The 17,657-nt window shown below is 63.2% G+C and carries 17 protein-coding genes; 10 read left to right on the top strand and 7 right to left on the bottom strand.

What is annotated here, in order from left to right; genetic code table 11:
- Nucleotides 1-9 precede the first annotated feature (9 nt).
- From AKG11_RS13710 to AKG11_RS13675, 8 genes are all read left to right on the top strand, one after another.
- Entirely contained in the window at nt 10-1,530 is a 1,521-nt protein-coding gene (locus AKG11_RS13710; protein WP_245290275.1) for an aldehyde dehydrogenase family protein, read from the top strand.
- Nucleotides 1,531-1,553: 23 nt separating this feature from the next.
- Nucleotides 1,554-2,579: a dipeptidase gene (locus AKG11_RS13705; RefSeq protein WP_197283978.1), complete on the top strand. Its 1,026-nt coding sequence runs from the start codon at nt 1,554-1,556 to the stop codon at nt 2,577-2,579.
- Between the two features lie 68 nt (nt 2,580-2,647).
- Entirely contained in the window at nt 2,648-3,463 is an 816-nt protein-coding gene (locus tag AKG11_RS13700) for an ABC transporter permease (RefSeq protein ID WP_050744255.1), read from the top strand.
- A 10-nt stretch (nt 3,464-3,473) separates the two neighbouring features.
- Nucleotides 3,474-4,253: an ABC transporter ATP-binding protein gene (locus tag AKG11_RS13695; RefSeq protein ID WP_050744254.1), complete on the top strand. Its 780-nt coding sequence runs from the start codon at nt 3,474-3,476 to the stop codon at nt 4,251-4,253.
- A 22-nt stretch (nt 4,254-4,275) separates the two neighbouring features.
- Nucleotides 4,276-5,250 carry an ABC transporter substrate-binding protein gene (locus tag AKG11_RS13690; RefSeq protein ID WP_050744253.1) on the top strand — a complete coding sequence of 325 codons (975 nt, stop codon included), beginning with the start codon at nt 4,276-4,278 and terminating at the stop codon, nt 5,248-5,250.
- Between the two features lie 61 nt (nt 5,251-5,311).
- A complete protein-coding gene (locus AKG11_RS13685; RefSeq protein WP_050744252.1) occupies nt 5,312-6,922 on the top strand; it encodes a phytoene desaturase family protein in 1,611 nt (536 codons plus the stop codon).
- Nucleotides 6,919-7,227 (top strand): muconolactone Delta-isomerase, encoded by a 309-nt coding sequence (locus AKG11_RS13680; RefSeq protein WP_245290276.1) that lies wholly within the window; start codon nt 6,919-6,921, stop codon nt 7,225-7,227. The genes AKG11_RS13685 and AKG11_RS13680 overlap by 4 nt, the downstream gene beginning before the upstream one ends.
- A gap of 14 nt (nt 7,228-7,241) precedes the next feature.
- A complete protein-coding gene (locus AKG11_RS13675) occupies nt 7,242-9,062 on the top strand; it encodes an ABC transporter ATP-binding protein (protein WP_050744251.1) in 1,821 nt (606 codons plus the stop codon).
- A gap of 339 nt (nt 9,063-9,401) precedes the next feature.
- Here the strand turns inward: AKG11_RS13675 and AKG11_RS13670 are convergent, their stop codons facing one another.
- The 6 genes from AKG11_RS13670 to AKG11_RS13645 form a co-directional block, all read right to left on the bottom strand.
- Nucleotides 9,402-11,552, bottom strand: a complete 2,151-nt coding sequence (locus AKG11_RS13670; protein WP_050744250.1) for a xanthine dehydrogenase family protein molybdopterin-binding subunit — start codon at nt 11,550-11,552, stop codon at nt 9,402-9,404.
- Nucleotides 11,552-12,019: a (2Fe-2S)-binding protein gene (locus AKG11_RS13665; protein ID WP_023512315.1), complete on the bottom strand. Its 468-nt coding sequence runs from the start codon at nt 12,017-12,019 to the stop codon at nt 11,552-11,554. Before AKG11_RS13665 ends, AKG11_RS13670 begins: the two co-directional genes overlap by 1 nt.
- A 16-nt stretch (nt 12,020-12,035) precedes the next feature.
- Nucleotides 12,036-12,614 carry a class I SAM-dependent methyltransferase gene (locus AKG11_RS13660; protein WP_050744249.1) on the bottom strand — a complete coding sequence of 193 codons (579 nt, stop codon included), beginning with the start codon at nt 12,612-12,614 and terminating at the stop codon, nt 12,036-12,038.
- Nucleotides 12,615-12,680: 66 nt separating this feature from the next.
- The gene (locus tag AKG11_RS13655; RefSeq protein WP_050744248.1) at nt 12,681-13,226 is read right to left on the bottom strand and encodes a Crp/Fnr family transcriptional regulator; all 546 of its coding nucleotides are present in this window, start codon (nt 13,224-13,226) and stop codon (nt 12,681-12,683) included.
- Between the two features lie 330 nt (nt 13,227-13,556).
- Nucleotides 13,557-14,000, bottom strand: coding sequence for a DoxX family protein (locus tag AKG11_RS13650; protein WP_023512318.1), 444 nt, complete (start codon nt 13,998-14,000; stop codon nt 13,557-13,559).
- Between the two features lie 55 nt (nt 14,001-14,055).
- Nucleotides 14,056-14,415, bottom strand: a complete 360-nt coding sequence (locus AKG11_RS13645; RefSeq protein WP_050744247.1) for a cupin domain-containing protein — start codon at nt 14,413-14,415, stop codon at nt 14,056-14,058.
- A gap of 173 nt (nt 14,416-14,588) precedes the next feature.
- Here AKG11_RS13645 and AKG11_RS13640 point away from each other — a divergent pair, with 173 nt between their 5' ends.
- The gene (locus AKG11_RS13640; RefSeq protein WP_050744246.1) at nt 14,589-15,149 is read left to right on the top strand and encodes a MarR family transcriptional regulator; all 561 of its coding nucleotides are present in this window, start codon (nt 14,589-14,591) and stop codon (nt 15,147-15,149) included.
- Between the two features lie 161 nt (nt 15,150-15,310).
- Entirely contained in the window at nt 15,311-16,309 is a 999-nt protein-coding gene (locus AKG11_RS13635) for a calcium-binding protein (protein ID WP_050744245.1), read from the top strand.
- A 298-nt stretch (nt 16,310-16,607) separates the two neighbouring features.
- Here the strand turns inward: AKG11_RS13635 and AKG11_RS13630 are convergent, their stop codons facing one another.
- Nucleotides 16,608-17,435, bottom strand: a complete 828-nt coding sequence (locus AKG11_RS13630) for an SDR family oxidoreductase (RefSeq protein WP_050744413.1) — start codon at nt 17,433-17,435, stop codon at nt 16,608-16,610.
- Nucleotides 17,436-17,657: the final 222 nt, after the last annotated feature.

Genomic DNA, 17,657 nt, shown 5'->3' with positions numbered 1-17,657 from the left:
GAGCCGGCCATGTCCCTCCTCACACCGCAAACGGACCCGACCCCGACAATGCCCACATCCGCCCAACAGGACATTTTCACTTCCTATGTCAGCGGCGCCACAATCGCGCCTGCCGGCCGGAAAATCCCGCTTCATGACCCCTCGACCGGTGCCGTCTGGGCAAGTGCCGTCGTTTCTGACGACGCTGTCGAGCTTGCCGTTGCCAGCGCCGCCAAGGCCTTCGTTTCGCAGCCGTGGGCGTCGATGACGGGATATGACCGCGCATTGCTTCTTCGCAAGCTCGGTGCGCTGATCGCTGCCAACGCGGATCGCCTCGGTGCGCTGGAAAGCCTTGCCAATGGCAAGAGCCATGCCGCCACCGCTGCCGAAATGAAGGCGACGGCCACCTGGTACGACTACTATGCGAGCGCGCTCGACACCCATGACGATGTCTTCCGTACCGTCTCGCTCACCGCAGACGCCCGCATCGTGCGCGAGCCGCTCGGTGTCGTCGTCGCCATCACGCCGTTCAACGGCGCACTCTCGCTCGGCTCCTGGAAGTTGGCGCCGGCGCTTGCCATGGGCAATGCGGTGATCCTGAAGCCGCCGGCGGAGGCGCCGGGCTCCAGCATCGCGCTGGCCGAGCTGGCGATGGAAGCCGGTTTCCCGGCGGGCATCGTCAATGTGGTGATCGGTGATGCGGTGGCCAGCGAGGCGCTCGCGACCCATCCCGGTGTGCAGATGGTGAGTTTTACCGGCAGCACGGCGACAGCCAAGGTCCTGGGTGCAAAGGTCGCCGCCGGCATGAAGCGCTTCGTCTGCGAGGCGGGGGGCAAGTCGGCCCATATCGTCTTTGCCGATGGCGATATCGACGGTGCCGTCATTGCCGCAACGCAAGGGGCCTTTTCCGGCAGCGGTCAGACCTGCGTCGCCGGTTCGCGCATCCTTGTACAGGCCGAAATCTACGACAGCTTTGTCGAGCGCTACATCGCTTCCGTGAGCCGTATCCGTCTCGGCCATCCTGCCTCGCCAAGGGCGCATATCGGCCCGGTCGCGAACAGGCGGCAGTACGAGCGTATCAACGGTTTCGTGAACGAAGCGGTGGCAGAGGGTGCGCGCCTTGCTTCCGGTGGTCAGAAGCCCGATCTCGGGCCGGAATTTATCGATGGCTACTGGATCGCCCCGACGATCGTTCTCGATGTTTCGAGCGACATGCGGATCTGCCGCGAGGAAATTTTTGGACCCGTCGTCACCGTGCAGCGTTTCGAGACGGAAGACGAGGCGATTTCCATGGCGAACGGCGTGGAATACGGCCTTGCCGCCGGCTTCTGGACCCGCGACGTCGGCCGCGTGCGCCGCGTCTCGCGACAACTGCAGGCCGGAACCGTCTGGGTCAACACCTATCGGGCGATCAACCTGCGTGTCCCCTTTGGCGGCTACAAACAATCCGGTATCGGCCGCGAGAACGGCGTCGAGGCCATGGACGAGTTCTCCCAGGTCAAGGCGATCGTCGTCGAATACGGCCCGGCGGCCGACCTCTTCGCAAACTGACATTCGAACGGAAAGGAAATCCGATGACACTATCGGCAAGAAAGCCCCTGTTGATCGACGCCCTGCAATACAACAAGCCGGAGCGCGCCCGCTTCGAGGAGTGGAAGCGCGGTGGCGTCGGCTGCGTGCACGTGACGCTGTCGATCTGGGAGAATGCCCGCGAAACGCTGACCGTGATCGGCGAATGGAACCGCCTTCTCGAGCAGAACGCGGACCTGATCGCCCTTGCGACGACGGGCGAGGACATCGAGCGCATCGCCGCCTCCGGGCGCACCGCGGTGGTCTACGGTTTCCAGGATACCTCGCCCTTCGAAGACGACATCGAGCTGATCGAGATCTTCTACCAGCTCGGCGTGCGCATCGCGCAGCTCACCTATAACGTCCAGAACCGTGTTGCTTCGGGGTGCTGGGAGCCTGACGAGGCCGGCGTTTCGAAATTCTTCGGCCGAAATGTCATCGCGGAAATGAACCGCGTCGGCATGGTAGTGGACGTCTCGCACTGCACGGAGCGTACCTGCTTCGACGCGATCGAATATTCTTCGCGCCCGATCGCCGTCACCCACGCCAATCCGCAGGAATTCGTCGGCACGGACATCGAGCTGAATCGCCGCAACAAGTCGACGGCGCTGATCAAGCGTCTCGCCGAGACCGGCGGCGTCATCGGTCTCAGCAACTATCCGAAGATCATGAAGAACGGGTCGGACTGCACGCTCGACACCTTCCTCGACATGGTCGCCTGGACCGTCGATCTTATCGGTGCCGACCATGTCGGCCTCGGCACGGATTTCTACGACGGCTGGCCGGAAAGCCAGATCAAGTGGTGGCGCGCCGGCCGCTGGGCGCGCGAGAGTGCCATCCCGATCAAGGGCTTCTCCAAGTGGCCCTCGTGGTTCCAGTCCCCGGTCGATTTCCCGAACATTCTCGAAGGTCTCGAAAAGCGCGGCTTTTCCGGAGAGGAGATTGCCGGGATCGCCGGCGGAAACTGGCTGAAGCTCTTCCGCGAAGGCTTCGTTCCAGCCGCCTCGGTGAAAACGGCCAACGCCGCATGAAACGGCGGTGATGGCGGGAGACACCTGTCGTCCCGCCATCACCCACCAGGATTGAACCGGAGAGCACGATGAGCCAGACCGATATGACAATGCAGGCGAGCGGAGGCGTGGGATTTTCCATGAAGGTATCCCGCGTGGTCTACCCGCTCCTGTCGCTGATCGTGATCATCGCGTTGTGGCAGCTCGTCGTCTCGGTCGCAAAGCCCGCGCCCTATCTCCTGCCGTCGCCCGGGTCCGTGGCCTCCACGCTGATTTCGCAGTTTCCCGTGCTGATCTATCATTCGGGCATCACCGCGTTTGAAACGCTGATCGCCTTTCTGCTCAGCATCGTCGTCGCGCTGCCGCTCGCAGTGCTGATCGCACGCTTCCGCTGGTTCGAGGACGCGGTCTATCCGCTGCTCGTCACCAGTCAGGCCGTGCCGAAGGTCGCGCTGGCGCCGCTCATTCTCGTCTGGCTCGGCTTCGGCCTGCACACCAACATCGTCGTCGGTGTGCTGATGGCCTTTTTCCCGGTCGTCATCAGCGGTGTTGTCGGCCTCAAGAGCGTGCCGCAGGATATGGTCTTCCTCGGCAAGACGATGGGGCTTTCGCAGGCGCAGATGTTCCGCAAGATCTATCTGCCGCATGCGCTGCCGAGCCTCTTCGGCGGCCTGAAGGTCTGCGTGACGCTCGCCGTGGTCGGGGCTGTCGTCGGCGAGTTCGTTGGCTCGGATCGTGGCCTCGGTTATCTGATCCTCTTGTCCAGCGGACAGTTGCAGACGGCGCTGATGTTCGCCGCCCTCATCCTTCTGGTCCTCATCGGGGTCGTCAGCTTCGCCATCGTGCAATTCGTCGAGGCGCGCGTGATGCCGTGGCATCGCTCTCAGCGCCGCGACGGACATTGAGGAGCGCGCCATGGGCAAGTCCATCACAATCGACAAGGTCTCGCGGTCCTATGCCGGACTGGAAGCGCTGGTACCGACCTCCATCGACATCGAGCCGGGCGAGTTCCTCTCCATCGTCGGGCCTAGCGGGTGCGGCAAGAGCACGCTGTTGCGCATCATCGCCGGCCTCGACTTCCCGACCACGGGTACGCTTCGCATCGGCGGCCGGCCGGTGAGCAAGGCGGAAACGGATCTCGGTTTCGTCTTCCAGTCGCCGGTCCTGCTGGAATGGCGCAGCGTTGTCGACAACATCCTCCTGCAGGCGGAGGCACGCGGGCTGCCGGATGCGGAATACCGTGCCAAGGCGAGGGATCTCCTGGCCGCAGCCGGTCTTGCCGGCTTCGAGAACGCCTATCCGCACCAGCTCTCGGGCGGCATGAGCCAGCGTGTCAGCGTCTGCCGCGCGCTTGTTCACGACCCGTCGCTGCTCCTGATGGACGAGCCTTTCGGTGCACTGGATGCGCTTACCCGCGACCAGATGATGGTCGACCTCCAGTCGCTCTGGCTGCGCTCGCGACCGACCGTCGTCTTCGTCACGCACTCGATCCAGGAGGCCGTGTTCCTGTCCGACCGCATCGTGGTGATGGCGCCGCGCCCCGGGCGCGTCGAAGCGGTGCTGGACGTGCCGTTGCCACGCCGTCGCCGGCTCTCGGTGCGCGGCACGCCGGAATTCAACGGGATCGTCGACCAGATCCTCGTCCATTTTGAACGCATGGGCGTCATCCGTGACGATGCCGAAGACGCAGCCTGAGATCCCTGGAAAGGAACCGAACATGAGACATTTCAAGCAGGCGGGCAGCACGCTTCTGGCCCTTGCCCTGATGAGCACGACAGCCCTTGCCGCAGACAGCATCCGCCTGCGCCTCGACTGGAGCTGGTGGGCGGGGCAGACGCCGATGATCCTTGCCAAGGAGAAGGGGTTCTACGACGAGGTCGATCTCGACGTGGAGATCGCGCAGGGACAGGGATCGAAGACCACGACCATGGTGGTCGGCGAAAATGCCGATCCGATCGGCCATGCCAACCTTTCAACCGTCGCCCAGTCGGTTTCCGCGGGCGTGCCGATCACTGCCGTTGCCGGCTGGTGGCAGCAGGGCCCGATCTCGCTGATCTGCGCCGATCCGTCCATCAAGACGCCGGCCGATCTGAAGGGCAAGCGCATCGGTTCCACGCCGACCGGCTCCGACGGCCAGATCCTGCCCGCCTTCCTCAAGGCCAACGGCCTTGAACTGACCGACATCTCGCTCGTCAACATGCCCGGCGACGCGAAGTTCGCCGGTATCGCTTCCGGCCAGCTCGATTGCATCAGCGGCGACGACTACTTCTACGCCCCCCAGCTCAAGGCGCAGGGCAAGGCGGTTTCGGTGCTGAAATATGCCGATTGGGGCGTAACCAATCTCGGCTTCGGCATCGTCGTCAACAATGAGTATCTGGCGCAGAACCCGGACATCGTGAAGCGCTTCCTCGCCGCGACGAGGAAGGGCATGGAATACACCTTCGCCCACAAGGACGAGGCCGTCGAAATCTTCCTCAAGGTTTCCGGCAACACCCAGCCGGCCGAGTTCCACCGCAGCGTGCTCGATGCCTATGAGGCTTCGCTCCACACCAAGGAGAGCGCGGGCAAGCCGCTCGGCTGGATGGCCGAGGCGGACTGGGAGGCGATGAACAAGACGCTCGCCGAATTCGGCTCGATGCTCGGCAAGAAGGAGGCGACCGCCTACTTCTCCAACGATCATCTGCCGCAATAGCCCGCACTGAACGCGAGCGGCTTGCCCGCCCGCCCTCTATCGCAAGCAAACTGGAAATCGCATGTCGAACATCGCCGATTTATCGACTGGCACATACGACGCCATCGTCGTGGGGGGAGGGCACAACGGTCTCGTGGCGACCGCCTATCTCGCCAAGGCCGGGCTGCGCCCGCTGCTGATCGAGGCGCGGCCGACGCTCGGAGGCCCCTGCGGAACCTTCGAGTTCCTGCCGGGCTATCGCTGCGCCTTCACCAACTCGCCCGGCAGTTTTGAGCCGCGCTTCATTGCCGAGCTGCAGTTGGAGCATTTCGGCCTGAAATTCATTCGCACCGATCCGACGGTCGTGCATCCGTTTCCGCGCGGCGCCTTTATCGGCTGGCGCGACAGGGACCGGCTGGCGGCGCAGTTCGACGCCTATGCGCCGGGTGAAGCGGAGCGCTATTTCGGCCTCCTGTCCGATCTCGAAGAACTCGGGCGGCATCTGGGCGCATCGATGTTCGCGCCGTCTCCCGATCTGGTTCGCGCCGCCCGCGACGTGCCCCGCCATCTCGCTGGTCTCTTCGACCGCGTGATGTGCGGCAGCCTGCGCCAGCTGCTCGACGAACGGCTGCGATCGGAAGAAGCCAAGGCACTGCTCGGCATGCTGGCGCTCAATGCAACGCTGACCCCGCCGTCCGCACCCGGTTCGGCCGTCGGCCTGATGATGCGGCCGATCTCGCTCGCCTCCTATGCAGCGCTGGACGAAGACGACCCGCGACGTGCGGCGCTCCGGGGCTCGACGGGCCTTCCGGTCGGCGGTATGGGCGCGATCATTGACGCGCTCGAAGCCTGCTGCATTGCGCATGGTGCGACCATCCTGAAGGATGCGCCGATCGAGCGGATCCTGCATGCATCGGGCCGGGCTCGGGGTGTCGTCACCGTCAAGGGCGATGAATTCTACGCGACGGCCGTGTTGTCGGCGATCAATCCGAAGACGCTTTTCGGCAGGCTGCTGGATGACGAAGCGGTGGGCGCCGACACCCGACGCGAGATCGCTGCGGTGCCGATGCGGGGTTCTGCCTTCAAACTGGTCCTCGCACTCGACGGCGTGCCGCGCTATGCCGGCCTTCCGGCAGATGTGGATCCGGCGCAGGCGGCACAGGTGCAGTTCCGCATCGCGCCGTCCCTCGACTACATCGAGCGGGCAATCGCGGACGGACTGGCGGGGCGACTGGCCGAGCGGCCGATCATGTGGGGCCTGATGCCATCGGTGACCTCGCCGGATATGGCGCCGGCAGGCTGCCACCTCCTCAGCGTCAACGCCTGGCACGCACCCTATACGCTTTCCGAGGGGAGCTGGCCGGAAGCCGGCGAGCGTTTCGCCAATATCTGTATCGACGAGCTTGCGCACTACATGCCGGACCTGCGGCGGCGCCTCGTTGGTCTTCGTTACTTTAATCCAGTCGAGATCGAGGCCGAGCTTGGCCTCGTCCAGTCGAACATCACGCATGGCGACATGCTGCCGAATGCGCTTTTCGGTGCGCGTCCGCATCGCAAGGCACACGATTACCGCACGCCGCTTTCCGGGCTTTACCTCTCGGGTGGCGGAACTTGGCCGGGTGGCTACGTCACCGGCATCCCCGGCTACAACGCCGCAAACACCATCATCAAGGATCTGGACGTCAAATCATGAGAGAACATGCAATGGAATTTCTGGTCAACATCAAGCTTCGCTGGTCTGACGACATGGATCCGGAATTGAAGGCGAAGGTGATCCACGACGAGCGCGCCCACGCTGCCGAACTGATCAAGGAGGGGCATCTGGTGCGCATGTGGCGCGTGCCCTGCCGCTTCGAGAATTGGGGGCTGTGGCGCGCGGCGGACGCCACGCAGCTGCATGAGATCATCACCAGTCTGCCGGCCAATCCGTGGATGTACGATATCGACGTGCTTCCGCTGGCCAAGCATCCTGTCGATCCGATCCACACCGCCGCCTAAGAGGAAAAAGCGAGATGGACACACATCCCGCCCAGATGCCGGTTCTGTCCGTCAGCGATCTCACGACGGCGTTCAGATCGGGCGACCAGTGGAAGCCGGTCGTCCGCAACCTTTCCTTCTCGATCGCTCCGCGCGAAACGGTGGCAATCGTCGGCGAGTCCGGATCCGGCAAGAGCGTGACGTCCCTGTCGATCATGCGGCTTCTGCCGAAGTATGCGAGCCGCATCGAAGGCAAGGTGGTGTTCGGCGGGCGCGATCTGCTGGCGCTTGGCGAGGAGGAGATGCGCAAGGTCCGCGGCAACGATATCTCGATGATCTTCCAGGAGCCGATGACCTCGCTCAATCCAATCTTCCCGATCGGCAAGCAGATCGCAGAGGCGATCACCTGCCACCGCTCCCTTTCCCGGAGCGAGGCGCGGGCGGAGGTGACCAGGCTTCTGGAAAAGGTCCGCATTCCCAACGCCAAGGGCCGGTTCGACGACTATCCGCACCAGTTTTCCGGTGGCATGCGCCAGCGCGTGATGATCGCCATGGCGCTCGCCTCGAAACCAAAGCTCCTGATCGCGGATGAGCCGACGACGGCGCTCGACGTGACGATCCAGGGCCAGATCCTCGACCTCATCAAGACGCTGCAGGAAGAGGAGGATATGGCGGTCCTTTTCATCACGCACGACATGGGCGTGGTGGCGGAAGTCGCCGACCGGACGATCGTGATGTTCCGCGGCGATGCGGTGGAGACCGGTGCAACCGAAGACATCTTCAACAGCGGCAGGCACCCCTATACGCGGGCATTGCTCTCGGCGGTTCCGCGCCTTGGCTCCATGGCGGGCCGTGCCCGGCCGATGCGCTTTCCGGTGATCGACATTACGACCGGCGAGACGCGCCAGTCGGAAAGCGAGGGGCCGATGCCTGCGACCGGCGAGAGGCCTCTCCTGGAGGTGAAGAACCTGACGACACGCTTCGATATCCGCTCGGGCCTGCTCGGGCGAAGGAGCGGCGCCGTCCATGCGGTGGAGGACGTGTCCTTCGACCTGAAGGCGGGCGAGACGCTGTCGCTCGTCGGCGAATCCGGGTGCGGCAAGTCGACGACGGGGCGTTCGATCATACGGCTCGTGGAGCCGACGGGTGGAGCGATCTCGCTTGGCGGTCACGATGTGATGGGCCTCGATCGGGGGGCATTGCGCACGATGCGGCGCAGCATCCAGATGGTGTTCCAGGATCCCTTCGCCAGCCTTGATCCGCGCATGACGGTAGGCGCGGCAGTGATGGAACCATTTATCGAGCATGGCCTCGGCACCAGGGAGCAGGCACGCGACAAGGCCGCCGATCTGCTCGGGCGTGTCGGGCTCAACGCGGACATGATGCGGCGCTTCCCGCACGAATTCTCCGGCGGCCAGCGCCAACGCATCGCGATCGCGCGCGCACTGATGCTCGATCCGAAGGTGATCATCGCCGACGAGGCGGTGTCGGCGCTCGACGTGTCGGTCAAGGCGCAGGTGTGCAACCTCCTTCTCGACCTGCAGCAGAGCTTCAACCTCGCCTATCTGTTCATCAGCCACGATATGGCTGTCGTGGAACGGGTCAGTCATCGGGTGGCGGTGATGTATCTCGGCGAGATCGTCGAGATCGGCCCGCGCCGGGAGGTGTTCGAAAATCCGCAGCATCCCTATACGAGGAAGCTGATGGCCGCCGTGCCGATCCCTGATCCCGCCAGGCGCACCATCCGGCGAAATCTCTCCACCGACGAGACAAAAAGCCCGGTCCGCCCCCTCGGCTATGCCCCACCCAAACGGCGCTACCACGAGGTCTCGGCGCAGCATTTCGTCCAGGTTTGAGAGGGCTCCGCCACAGTCGGCGCGTTGGTCGCTTTCGGGCTGTTGCAGAGCGATGCAAACGCAGCCCGAAGCGTGACGCGGGCGCGGACTGTGGGTGTCGGGTATCCCTAATCCAAACGAGCAAGGCCTCGCGGTAAAGTTTGGCGTCGCGCGGGCGCTGTCAATCGGAGGCTTTAGGAACTGGCGCGCGCTGGCCTAGAGCTTGTCAGGGAAAAGTGGAACCGGTCTTCCTGAAAAGGCAAACGAAAACAAAGAACGCTAGAGTCCGCCGAAATCTGCGAAGCATCCAGGCAAGGTGATTCGTGCCTGGAATCCGACCCTGACCCCACACAAAGACGTCTATGCTGGTGCATGCCGGACCGGCAACCGCGTTACTGTTTCCCCCGTTATGGCGGCAATGGCATTGGTGATGGCGGCGGTTGCGCAGGTGATGGCGGTCTCGCCGGCTCCTGTGGGCACGGGGCTTCCCTCAATCAGCCGGATCTGTATGTCCGGCACGTCTGACATGACGGGCACGGTGTAGTCAAAGAAGCTTTCGGCAGGGATCGCTCCGTCCTCGATCATCAGCTCTTCCCGCAGTGCCATGCCGATTCCCCATATGAGATTGCCTTCAACCTGAGCCCGAACCTGATCTGGATTGATCACCAGCCCGCAGTCGTGCGCGCACCACAGGCCCGTCACTCGATAGCCGTCCGCTGTCCGTGCCACGCGCGCGACGGCGGCGGCATAGGACATTTCCTTGTAGATGCCGCAGGCAAGCCCCATCGCTTCGTCAGCCGTTGCCGATCGGGAAGTCCAGCCGGCCATGTCGGCGGCCTCCTCGAGGACTGTTCTCAACCGGTCATGCTGTGGGCCCAATGCGGCGAGGCGCATCTCCAATGGATCGAGCCCCTTGGTTCGTGCCAGAACGTCCATGGCGGTCTCCACTGCAAAATGGTTGGCGGCAGCCCCCAGGCCGCGCCATGGTCCCGTCTTGACGGGCAGGCGTACGTCCTCGAACGCCACATGACTGGCTTGGGCGTGGTACGGTGGGGTCGCACCACGCGCAACACCGGGATCGCCGACAAAACTCGTGGCGAACTGCAGGCCCGGTCCCATGGCGGCCGAAGTGAAGATGATGTGGCCGGACCGGAAGATGTGATGCCACTTCGAAATCCGGCCCGTGGCATCGGCCGATGCGCGGATGCGGTGGCAGGAGGGTGGCCGATGGAAGCCTGACCTGAACTCGTCGCGCCGTGACCATTGCACCTTGACTGGCCTGCCGCAGAGCTTGGCCAGCCGTGCGGCCTCCATTTCCGCGGCGACAATGGTTCGAGCGCCGAACCCGCCGCCAATGCGCATGGCATGAACCGTAACGGCGCTTTGGGGGAGGCCGAAGGCGGCAGCGAGCGTGTTGCGGACGAAGAACGGATCCTGTGTGCCGGTCCACACTTCAAGATCGCCGTCACGAAACTGGGCGACTGCTGTGCGCGGCTCGATTGAGGCATGTGCCGCAAGCGGTACGGAAAGTGTGATATCCATGTCGAAGGGCCGGTCGTCCGGAACGCCGGTGTCGAGTATTGTATGTTCCAGCCGTCTGTCGTCAGCGACTGACACCATCTCCGCAATATCGAGGGAAGCAAGCGGTGGGCTGTTTTCCTCCACCAGGGAAAGTAGGTCGAGCGCCTGTGCCAGCGCGCCGCGCCGGTTGGCGACGATGCCGATGAAATCATCCTCGCGGTAGAGACCGACATAGCCAGGCACTGCGGCGGCAGCCGACGCATCGACGGAGAGGATGCGACCTTCAATCGCGCGCGGCCGTACGATCGCGCCGAACACCATGTTCTCCAGCCGGATGTCGTCGGCATAAAGCGGTCGGCTGCCGGTCACGATGGCGTCGATGTCGTGGGTCGGAAAGGGATGGCCTACGTTTCGCCGGTCATCACGCGGCACTGCAAGCTTCGGCCTTGCCGCATCCACCTCCTCACCCGTCACCAGCAGAGCCGGACCGGACCCGAGCGTCTCGAAGGAAAGCAGAGAGCCATCATCGCCACGGACACCTGCCGGTTCGATGCGAAGGGTATCGAGCGGGCGGGCAAGTCGTGTCGCGGCTTCGCGTAGAATAGCAGTAGAAAGCGCCGCCGCTGCGCGGGCGACGAGCGGCCCTGTTTCCCGCATGGCATCGGAACCCACCGTCGAACGGGCGACGGGGATGAGGGACGTATCCGGCAATACGAGATCGATGCGATCGACATTGACATTGAGCTCGTCGGCGGCGACCTGCCTGAGCCCCATGGATATGCCCTGGCCCATCTCCGCGCGGGTCGACAAAAGCCTGAACCTTCCGTCCGGCCGAAGACTGATCCAGGTCGCCGCGTCGACGGTTGTCGGGCCTTTGCGTGGCGGCAGCACCGGCATCAGTGCCCAGGTCGCGCCACCGGCAACGGCAGTGATACCGGCTGTACCCCATCCGAGCGCCTTGAGGAAACCGCGCCGAGAAAGCTTCGGCATCACGTTTCCCCCTGCATGATAGTCTGTGCCCGAGCGATCGCCCGGCGGATACGTGCCTGGGTGCCACATCGGCAGAGTACGCCGTCCATGGCTTCGGCGATCGTGTCCGGGCCAGCTGCAGGATGAGCGGAAAGCAGGGCGTGCGCCGTCATGATCTGCCCGTTCTGGCAGTAGCCGCATTGCGGCACGCTCTCGGCGATCCAGCTTTCCTGCAAGGGGTGCAGTTTGCCGTCGGCGGCCAGCCCCTCCAGCGTCAGGATCGTCCGGCCATCGACTGCGCCGGCGGTGAGCAGACAGGAGCGTTGTGCCTCACCGTCGATGATGACAGTGCAGGCGCCGCAGGAGCCGACACCGCAGCCGAAACGTGGACCGTTGAGGCCGAAATGGTCCCGGAGCAAGAAGAGCAGCGGTTCGTCGGCGAGATCGTCTGGGACGCTGGCAGGCTGACGGTTCAGGACAATATCCATCGTTTTCTCCCTTCGGTCACTTCCGCAACGGCAATCGCGTGATCCGGTAGACGCTGGCTGGCGGCAGGTTGATCGGCACAAAGCTGCGAAAGCGCGCTGTAAGGCCCGAGGCGAGCAAAATGGCATCAGGCACAGGGCACCGCGGTCCATAGGTGAACTGGAAGAGATGGGCGCCATCCGCCATGTGATCGAAGGCGCATGCGAGGATGCGCTCGACCTGTGCTCGTGGCATGGAGAGCAGCGGCAGGCCACTGATCGCCGCTGAAAAGCCGGACTGATCGCGGGGCAGGGCCGCTGCATCGGCTTCGAGCAGGGTGGCTGCCGGAAATCGGGATCGCAGCAATCGCGCGAAAGCGGGGTCGCGTTCCACCAGTGTCAAAGCGCCCTCAGGAATGCCGCGTCGCAGGAGGGCACGCGTGAAGACGCCTGTACCCGGCCCCAGTTCCAGCACGCGGCCACCATCCCGTGGCACCTCAGCGGTGATCGCATCGGCCAGCCAACGGCTCGACGGTGCGACTGCTGCCACCTGAAGGGGTCGGCTGATCCATGAGCGAAGAAACAGGAGGTGGTCGGACTTGCGTTGCGGCAGGCTCATATAGTCGGCTCCATCCGGCGATGAAGCCGATATTGCCGACGAGGCTGCAGTCCGCATTAACCTGGGTTAAGTCGCGTGGCCGCTTTCCCGCACACGCCTTGCGATACGGCTGAGGCCGACGGGTGTGACGCCGAGATGGGAGGCCAGATCCTTTTGCGGCACGCGTGCGACCAGATGCGGCTCCTCATCGAGCAGCAGCCGGTAGCGGGCTTCCGCGGTCATCGTCAGGAACTGGCGCTCGCGGCGCTCCTTGCGTTCGGCGAAGATCATCAGGGCGTGCCGCACCATGCGCGACCAGGACAGGTCGCGATCGGCCATCTGCTCCAGCAGCGTGAAAGGCAGTCGCTCCAGCACGCAGGCTTCGATGGCGCTGACGGAGAAACTCGCCTGACCGGATCGCAATGCGGAGAGGCTTGCAAAGAACTGTCCTTCGGCCACGAGGGATTTGATCCATTCCTCGCCCTGCCTGTTGAGATAGGTGAGCTTCAGGAGGCCCTGTCGCACAACATAAACGTAGGGATGCGCCTCGTCCTGGGAGAACAGGGTTTCTCCGGCGCGAACATGGCGCAGCTCAACCGCCTCTGCCACGAGGCCCCGATTGGCCAGAGCCATTCCAGCGATGTGCTCGAACAGTTTGATTGCGACGCATTCTTCTGGCTTGATCCGTACCAATACCAATCCCCCGGATGCCCGGCTTGAAAAACGCCGCTGGGCAAACGCCATTTGTCGGGAGGCATTCGGCTGGACCAGCTGCCCCGTTTGCAACCACGTGAATTTGTTTGCTCGTGACGGATATACGAAAGCGATCGCAAACTTCATCCCGCCGCACACGAGGAAATTAACGCACTCTCGCCCCTGATAGCGATGCATTCTCGCGTTGGGATCGGCTTGTAGCAACGTACCGGCGTGTGGGCCCGATGAAGCCTCTTTCCACGGATTTGGTCACTGCCCGGAAGGGTGCAGGGAGGCCGATCCGAGCGGGGCGGATCTGTCCGGGGGATTGCTGGCGAAGGGGAACACGGCCCGCAGGCGCGGGTCGCGAAGCCAGAGCCCACCCCACATGAACAGTCCCAGATAACCGCTGAACAGGATGTGGCTGAAGAGCGGGCTTTCCGCCCTGATCTGCGTCGCCATCGCTCCCCCGAGAAGTCCCGTCATCAGGATTGCACCGAGCAGACGCGCAGGCGGGACGAGATAGAGCACGAGGCACGTCAGTTCGATCACGCCGATCATGAAGGCATAGCCCGCTGGCCAGCCGAGTTGTGCCAGGGTCTCTTCGGCGACCGGCATTCCCAGCAGCTTTGGCGTGATGGATGCACCCAGGAGAAACAGGGTGAAGAGACCGGTCAGGGTGCGGCCGGTCCAGAGCATGACGGGCTTGTTCATTTCCATGATCCTTGGTTCTGCAGCACTCCGCTGCGTGATTGGGGTATTCCTGCCGTCAGGAATGACGGGGCGCGGCGCCTTGAACATCGATCTGCTGAATGGTTGCGCTCGGATGGATGGCGACGATCTCCAGCCGCCCGGTTCCCACATTGGTGAAGCGATGGGGAACGTGAGCGGGGCCGACGACGACATCCCCGGCGCTGCCGTGCACAGTCTCTTCGCCGACCGTGAACTCCGCTTCGCCTTTCTGGACGATCCAGGTCTCGGTGTAGGGATGGCTGTGCAGTTCGGAACCGCGTCCGGGCTCGACATCGACAAGGAAAAGTGAAACCGGGCTTCCGATCTCGCGGCCTTCCAGCCGAACGGTGCGGCGCTGGTCGGGGGCGGGCTCCTTGCGACGGCGAACCGTGATCATTCTGGTCTCCTGCTGCCATTGGTGTGCCGGCGGGTGCAATTGTCTTTGTGGGAAGATACTTCATCAAAACTGTCTTCCCGTCAAGATATATATCTTTGCATAAAGACAGTTTATTGCGGACGGCGCTTGTTCTAGGATCGGCTAGCGGAGTTAAGCGACACATGAGGCAGGCAATGAAGGAAGAAGGCGAGGGGGCACGCGACGGCGTCCGCGGCGACAGCGCGCCGCAAGAGGATCACGTCGATCGGCTGCGCGCCCAGTGGACACGAGAGCTGCCGGACCTCGACACGGAGCCCATGGCCATTCTCGGACGGGCCAAGCGGCTCTCCAACCTCGTGGCTGCTGGTATCGAGGACACGTTCGCTGCCTTCGATCTCGACCGCGGTGAGTTCGACGTGATCAGCACGCTGCGCCGGGCCGGGCCACCCTATCAGCTGACGCCGACCGAGATGTATACGTCGCTGATGCTGTCCTCGGGCGGCCTCACGCATCGGCTGAGCCGGCTTGAGAAAACCGGGCTTATCCGGCGCGAGAAGTCGAACCTCGATGGGCGAAGCGTCGTCGTGACATTGCTGCCGCGGGGAATAGAACTGGCGGAACAGGCCTTCAGGGCGGACATGGCCAATGAGCTTCTGGTTCTGCAGCCGTTGAACCGGGACGAGCGAGACCTGCTGTCCGCCTTGCTTCGTAAACTGCTTCACAGCCTCGAAAGCCAGAGCAAGCCCGACGTTTAATTCTGTGCTGCCGTCTACCAGTGACGTGCTCTGCCCCCCAAAGACAGTCCGGCGCATTGGCGAGCGTTAAGCTTAACTGCCATTAAGATACTGGTTTCGGTTCACAAATTCCGGCTTTGCGGATAATCGTTGCAGCCTGTTTGTGAGAAAGCCCCATCTCCATGGCCACCATAACCGGCACTGCCTCCAACGACCTTCTCTACGGCACCGACACCACCGACACCTACAAAGGGCTGGGCGGTGACGACAAGTTCGTCTGGAGCAAGGGTAACGACAGCGTCTATGGCGGCGACGGATGGGACACGATGTCCTACTTTCACTATACCGGTAACGTCACGGTGACGCTTAACGGTGAAAGCCGCGGCATTGCCACCGGTTCGCTTGGCGATACGAAGCACCTTTATTCCATCGAGGCCGTCATCCTCGGCAACGGCACCGACGTCGCAACGGGGGATGCAGGCGCCAATACCTTCTTCGGGCTTCGCGGCGACGACCGTTTCGTCTACTCGCCCGGCGAGGATTTGATGTACGGTGATGATGGCTGGGATACGCTCGACTACTTCGCCTACACGGGTAACCTCGCCATAACCATGAAGGGCGACAAGCTCGGCACGACGAAGGGATCGCTGGGCGACCTCCAGCACTTCTATTCGATCGAAGCGATCATCCTTGGCCGCGGCAACGATATCGTCAAGGGCGACGCGGCCGCAAACACAATCTGGGGTGAGCGCGGCAACGACAACCTCGATGGTGGAAAGGGCAATGACAAGCTGGACGGCGGTGCCGGCAGCGACAAGCTGCGCGGCAGCATCGGCGCAGACCGCTTGACGGGCGGTACGGGTGCCGACCAATTTGTCTTCAAGTCCATCGCGGAATCGACCGTCAGCGCGTCCGGTCGCGACTTCATCACCGATTTCAGCCAGATACAGGGCGACAAGATCAACCTGTCCGTGATCGACGCCAACACGAAGCTTGCCGGCGATCAGGCCTTCAGCTTCATCGGTGCGACTGGTTTCCACCACGAAGCTGGAGAACTTCGCATCGTCACGGCGTCCGGCGACACCTACTTGTACGGAGATGTCGATGGCAACGGCAAAGCCGATTTCGCCGTCCGCATCGATGATATTGTCGCGTTCAAGGCGTCGGATTTCCTGCTCTGAATGTCGAGCGGTTGGTCCTCGGACCGCCCCAGGTCGTGCTGATGTTAAGCGAATACCCCAATGCCTGTGGAGCGCCGTGCGCCAGGACAGAGGACTGGTCGTCCTGCCGCTGACGGCGGCGTGGATACATTTTGGCCGGTCGATCGATCTTCCACGATGACGGGCTTCTTAACCGCCTTGCAAACCGCTTGGATCACCTCCGGCACATCCACCGATGCGCGACAAGCAAGCAGATCGGACGCGTGTACGCTGTAGCGGGCGACAGGTGCACACGCGCCCGCATGCGCGCGTTTCTCACTCAGTCTGCTGACAGCGTCATGTCCCGTTGCGCTTCCAGTTCGGCCACGCGCGCCGTCAGGGCTTTGTGGATGTTTCCGAAAGCCGTGCTTCCCAGTGCCAGACGACGCGGCATTTCAGCCTGGTCTGCGACAGCAATTATCGCATCGACACTTCGTCCCACGTCGGCCAGCTTGGCGAAGCTTTCGCCTGCGTCTCCTCCGGCGATTCCCGACAGGATGCGGCGGATCTCGTCGACGGTCGTACCGTCATAAACGGGGCTGGCGGCTGCGAAATCGACGGAGGCGGCAAAATCGGTCGGTGTCGGCCCCGGTTCGACGATCATCATCTCGACCCCGAAGCCCGCGAGCTCCTGCGACACCGCCTCGATGAAACCTTCAATGCCCCATTTGGTCGCGTGGTAGAGGCTGAAGCCGGGATATGCCACCTGGCCGCCCTCGGAGGACACCTGCAGGAAACGCCCGCCGCCCTGGGCGCGAAAGTGCGGGATGGTCGCGCGAACGAGATCGATGGCCCCGACCAGGTTTGTGGCAATCTGGCGTGCGATAGCCGCATCGGCCAGTTCCTCGGCCGCCCCGAACAGGCCATAGCCGGCATTGCCGACGACGACGTCGATACGCTGCGCCGCGAAGGCTTCGTTGACTGCCGCACGTATCGAACCGGCGTCGGTCAGGTCCATTTTCAGGATGTTCAGGTTTGGATGTCCGAGAGCCAGAGAGCCTTCCCGTCGGACGGTCGCGATCACATGATCGCCACGGGCGAGCAGTTTCTCCGTCATGTTGCGGCCGAAACCACGCGCCGCACCGGTAATGAGCCAAGTCTTCGTCATAGCAAACTCCTTGTTGACGCAGACCATATGGTGGACGGGAGAGTTATGCGGTATCGATGAAAAATCGCATGAATTGGTGAGCATAATTTGACAATTACGCCTCCCCTCCCTGACCTGCTGGCCTTCGCTGCCGTTGCCCGCCATCTGTCAACGGCGGAGTAAAAACCGGCCACGGGGCGGAGCAACAGTCGGCCACGGTGGCGCCGGCCTGAGACCGCCGGG

It is taken from the genome of Shinella sp. SUS2, from assembly GCF_001262505.1.
Taxonomy (GTDB): Bacteria; Pseudomonadota; Alphaproteobacteria; order Rhizobiales; family Rhizobiaceae; genus Shinella.
The sequence above is the reverse complement of the archived record's forward strand: the minus strand, read 5'-3'. Positions and strand labels throughout refer to the sequence as shown.

Bases quoted from the DNA above. Each gene is read 5' to 3' on its own strand.
- AKG11_RS13710 (WP_245290275.1), top strand. From the start codon at position 10: ATGTCCCTCCTCACACCGCAAACGGACCCGACCCCGACAATGCCCACA.
- AKG11_RS13705 (WP_197283978.1), top strand. From the start codon at position 1,554: ATGACACTATCGGCAAGAAAGCCCCTGTTGATCGACGCCCTGCAATAC.
- AKG11_RS13700 (WP_050744255.1), top strand. From the start codon at position 2,648: ATGAGCCAGACCGATATGACAATGCAGGCGAGCGGAGGCGTGGGATTT.
- AKG11_RS13695 (WP_050744254.1), top strand. From the start codon at position 3,474: ATGGGCAAGTCCATCACAATCGACAAGGTCTCGCGGTCCTATGCCGGA.
- AKG11_RS13690 (WP_050744253.1), top strand. From the start codon at position 4,276: ATGAGACATTTCAAGCAGGCGGGCAGCACGCTTCTGGCCCTTGCCCTG.
- AKG11_RS13685 (WP_050744252.1), top strand. From the start codon at position 5,312: ATGTCGAACATCGCCGATTTATCGACTGGCACATACGACGCCATCGTC.
- AKG11_RS13680 (WP_245290276.1), top strand. From the start codon at position 6,919: ATGAGAGAACATGCAATGGAATTTCTGGTCAACATCAAGCTTCGCTGG.
- AKG11_RS13675 (WP_050744251.1), top strand. From the start codon at position 7,242: ATGGACACACATCCCGCCCAGATGCCGGTTCTGTCCGTCAGCGATCTC.
- AKG11_RS13670 (WP_050744250.1), bottom strand. From the start codon at position 11,552: ATGCCGAAGCTTTCTCGGCGCGGTTTCCTCAAGGCGCTCGGATGGGGT.
- AKG11_RS13665 (WP_023512315.1), bottom strand. From the start codon at position 12,019: ATGGATATTGTCCTGAACCGTCAGCCTGCCAGCGTCCCAGACGATCTC.
- AKG11_RS13660 (WP_050744249.1), bottom strand. From the start codon at position 12,614: ATGAGCCTGCCGCAACGCAAGTCCGACCACCTCCTGTTTCTTCGCTCA.
- AKG11_RS13655 (WP_050744248.1), bottom strand. From the start codon at position 13,226: ATGGCTCTGGCCAATCGGGGCCTCGTGGCAGAGGCGGTTGAGCTGCGC.
- AKG11_RS13650 (WP_023512318.1), bottom strand. From the start codon at position 14,000: ATGAACAAGCCCGTCATGCTCTGGACCGGCCGCACCCTGACCGGTCTC.
- AKG11_RS13645 (WP_050744247.1), bottom strand. From the start codon at position 14,415: ATGATCACGGTTCGCCGTCGCAAGGAGCCCGCCCCCGACCAGCGCCGC.
- AKG11_RS13640 (WP_050744246.1), top strand. From the start codon at position 14,589: ATGAAGGAAGAAGGCGAGGGGGCACGCGACGGCGTCCGCGGCGACAGC.
- AKG11_RS13635 (WP_050744245.1), top strand. From the start codon at position 15,311: ATGGCCACCATAACCGGCACTGCCTCCAACGACCTTCTCTACGGCACC.
- AKG11_RS13630 (WP_050744413.1), bottom strand. From the start codon at position 17,435: ATGACGAAGACTTGGCTCATTACCGGTGCGGCGCGTGGTTTCGGCCGC.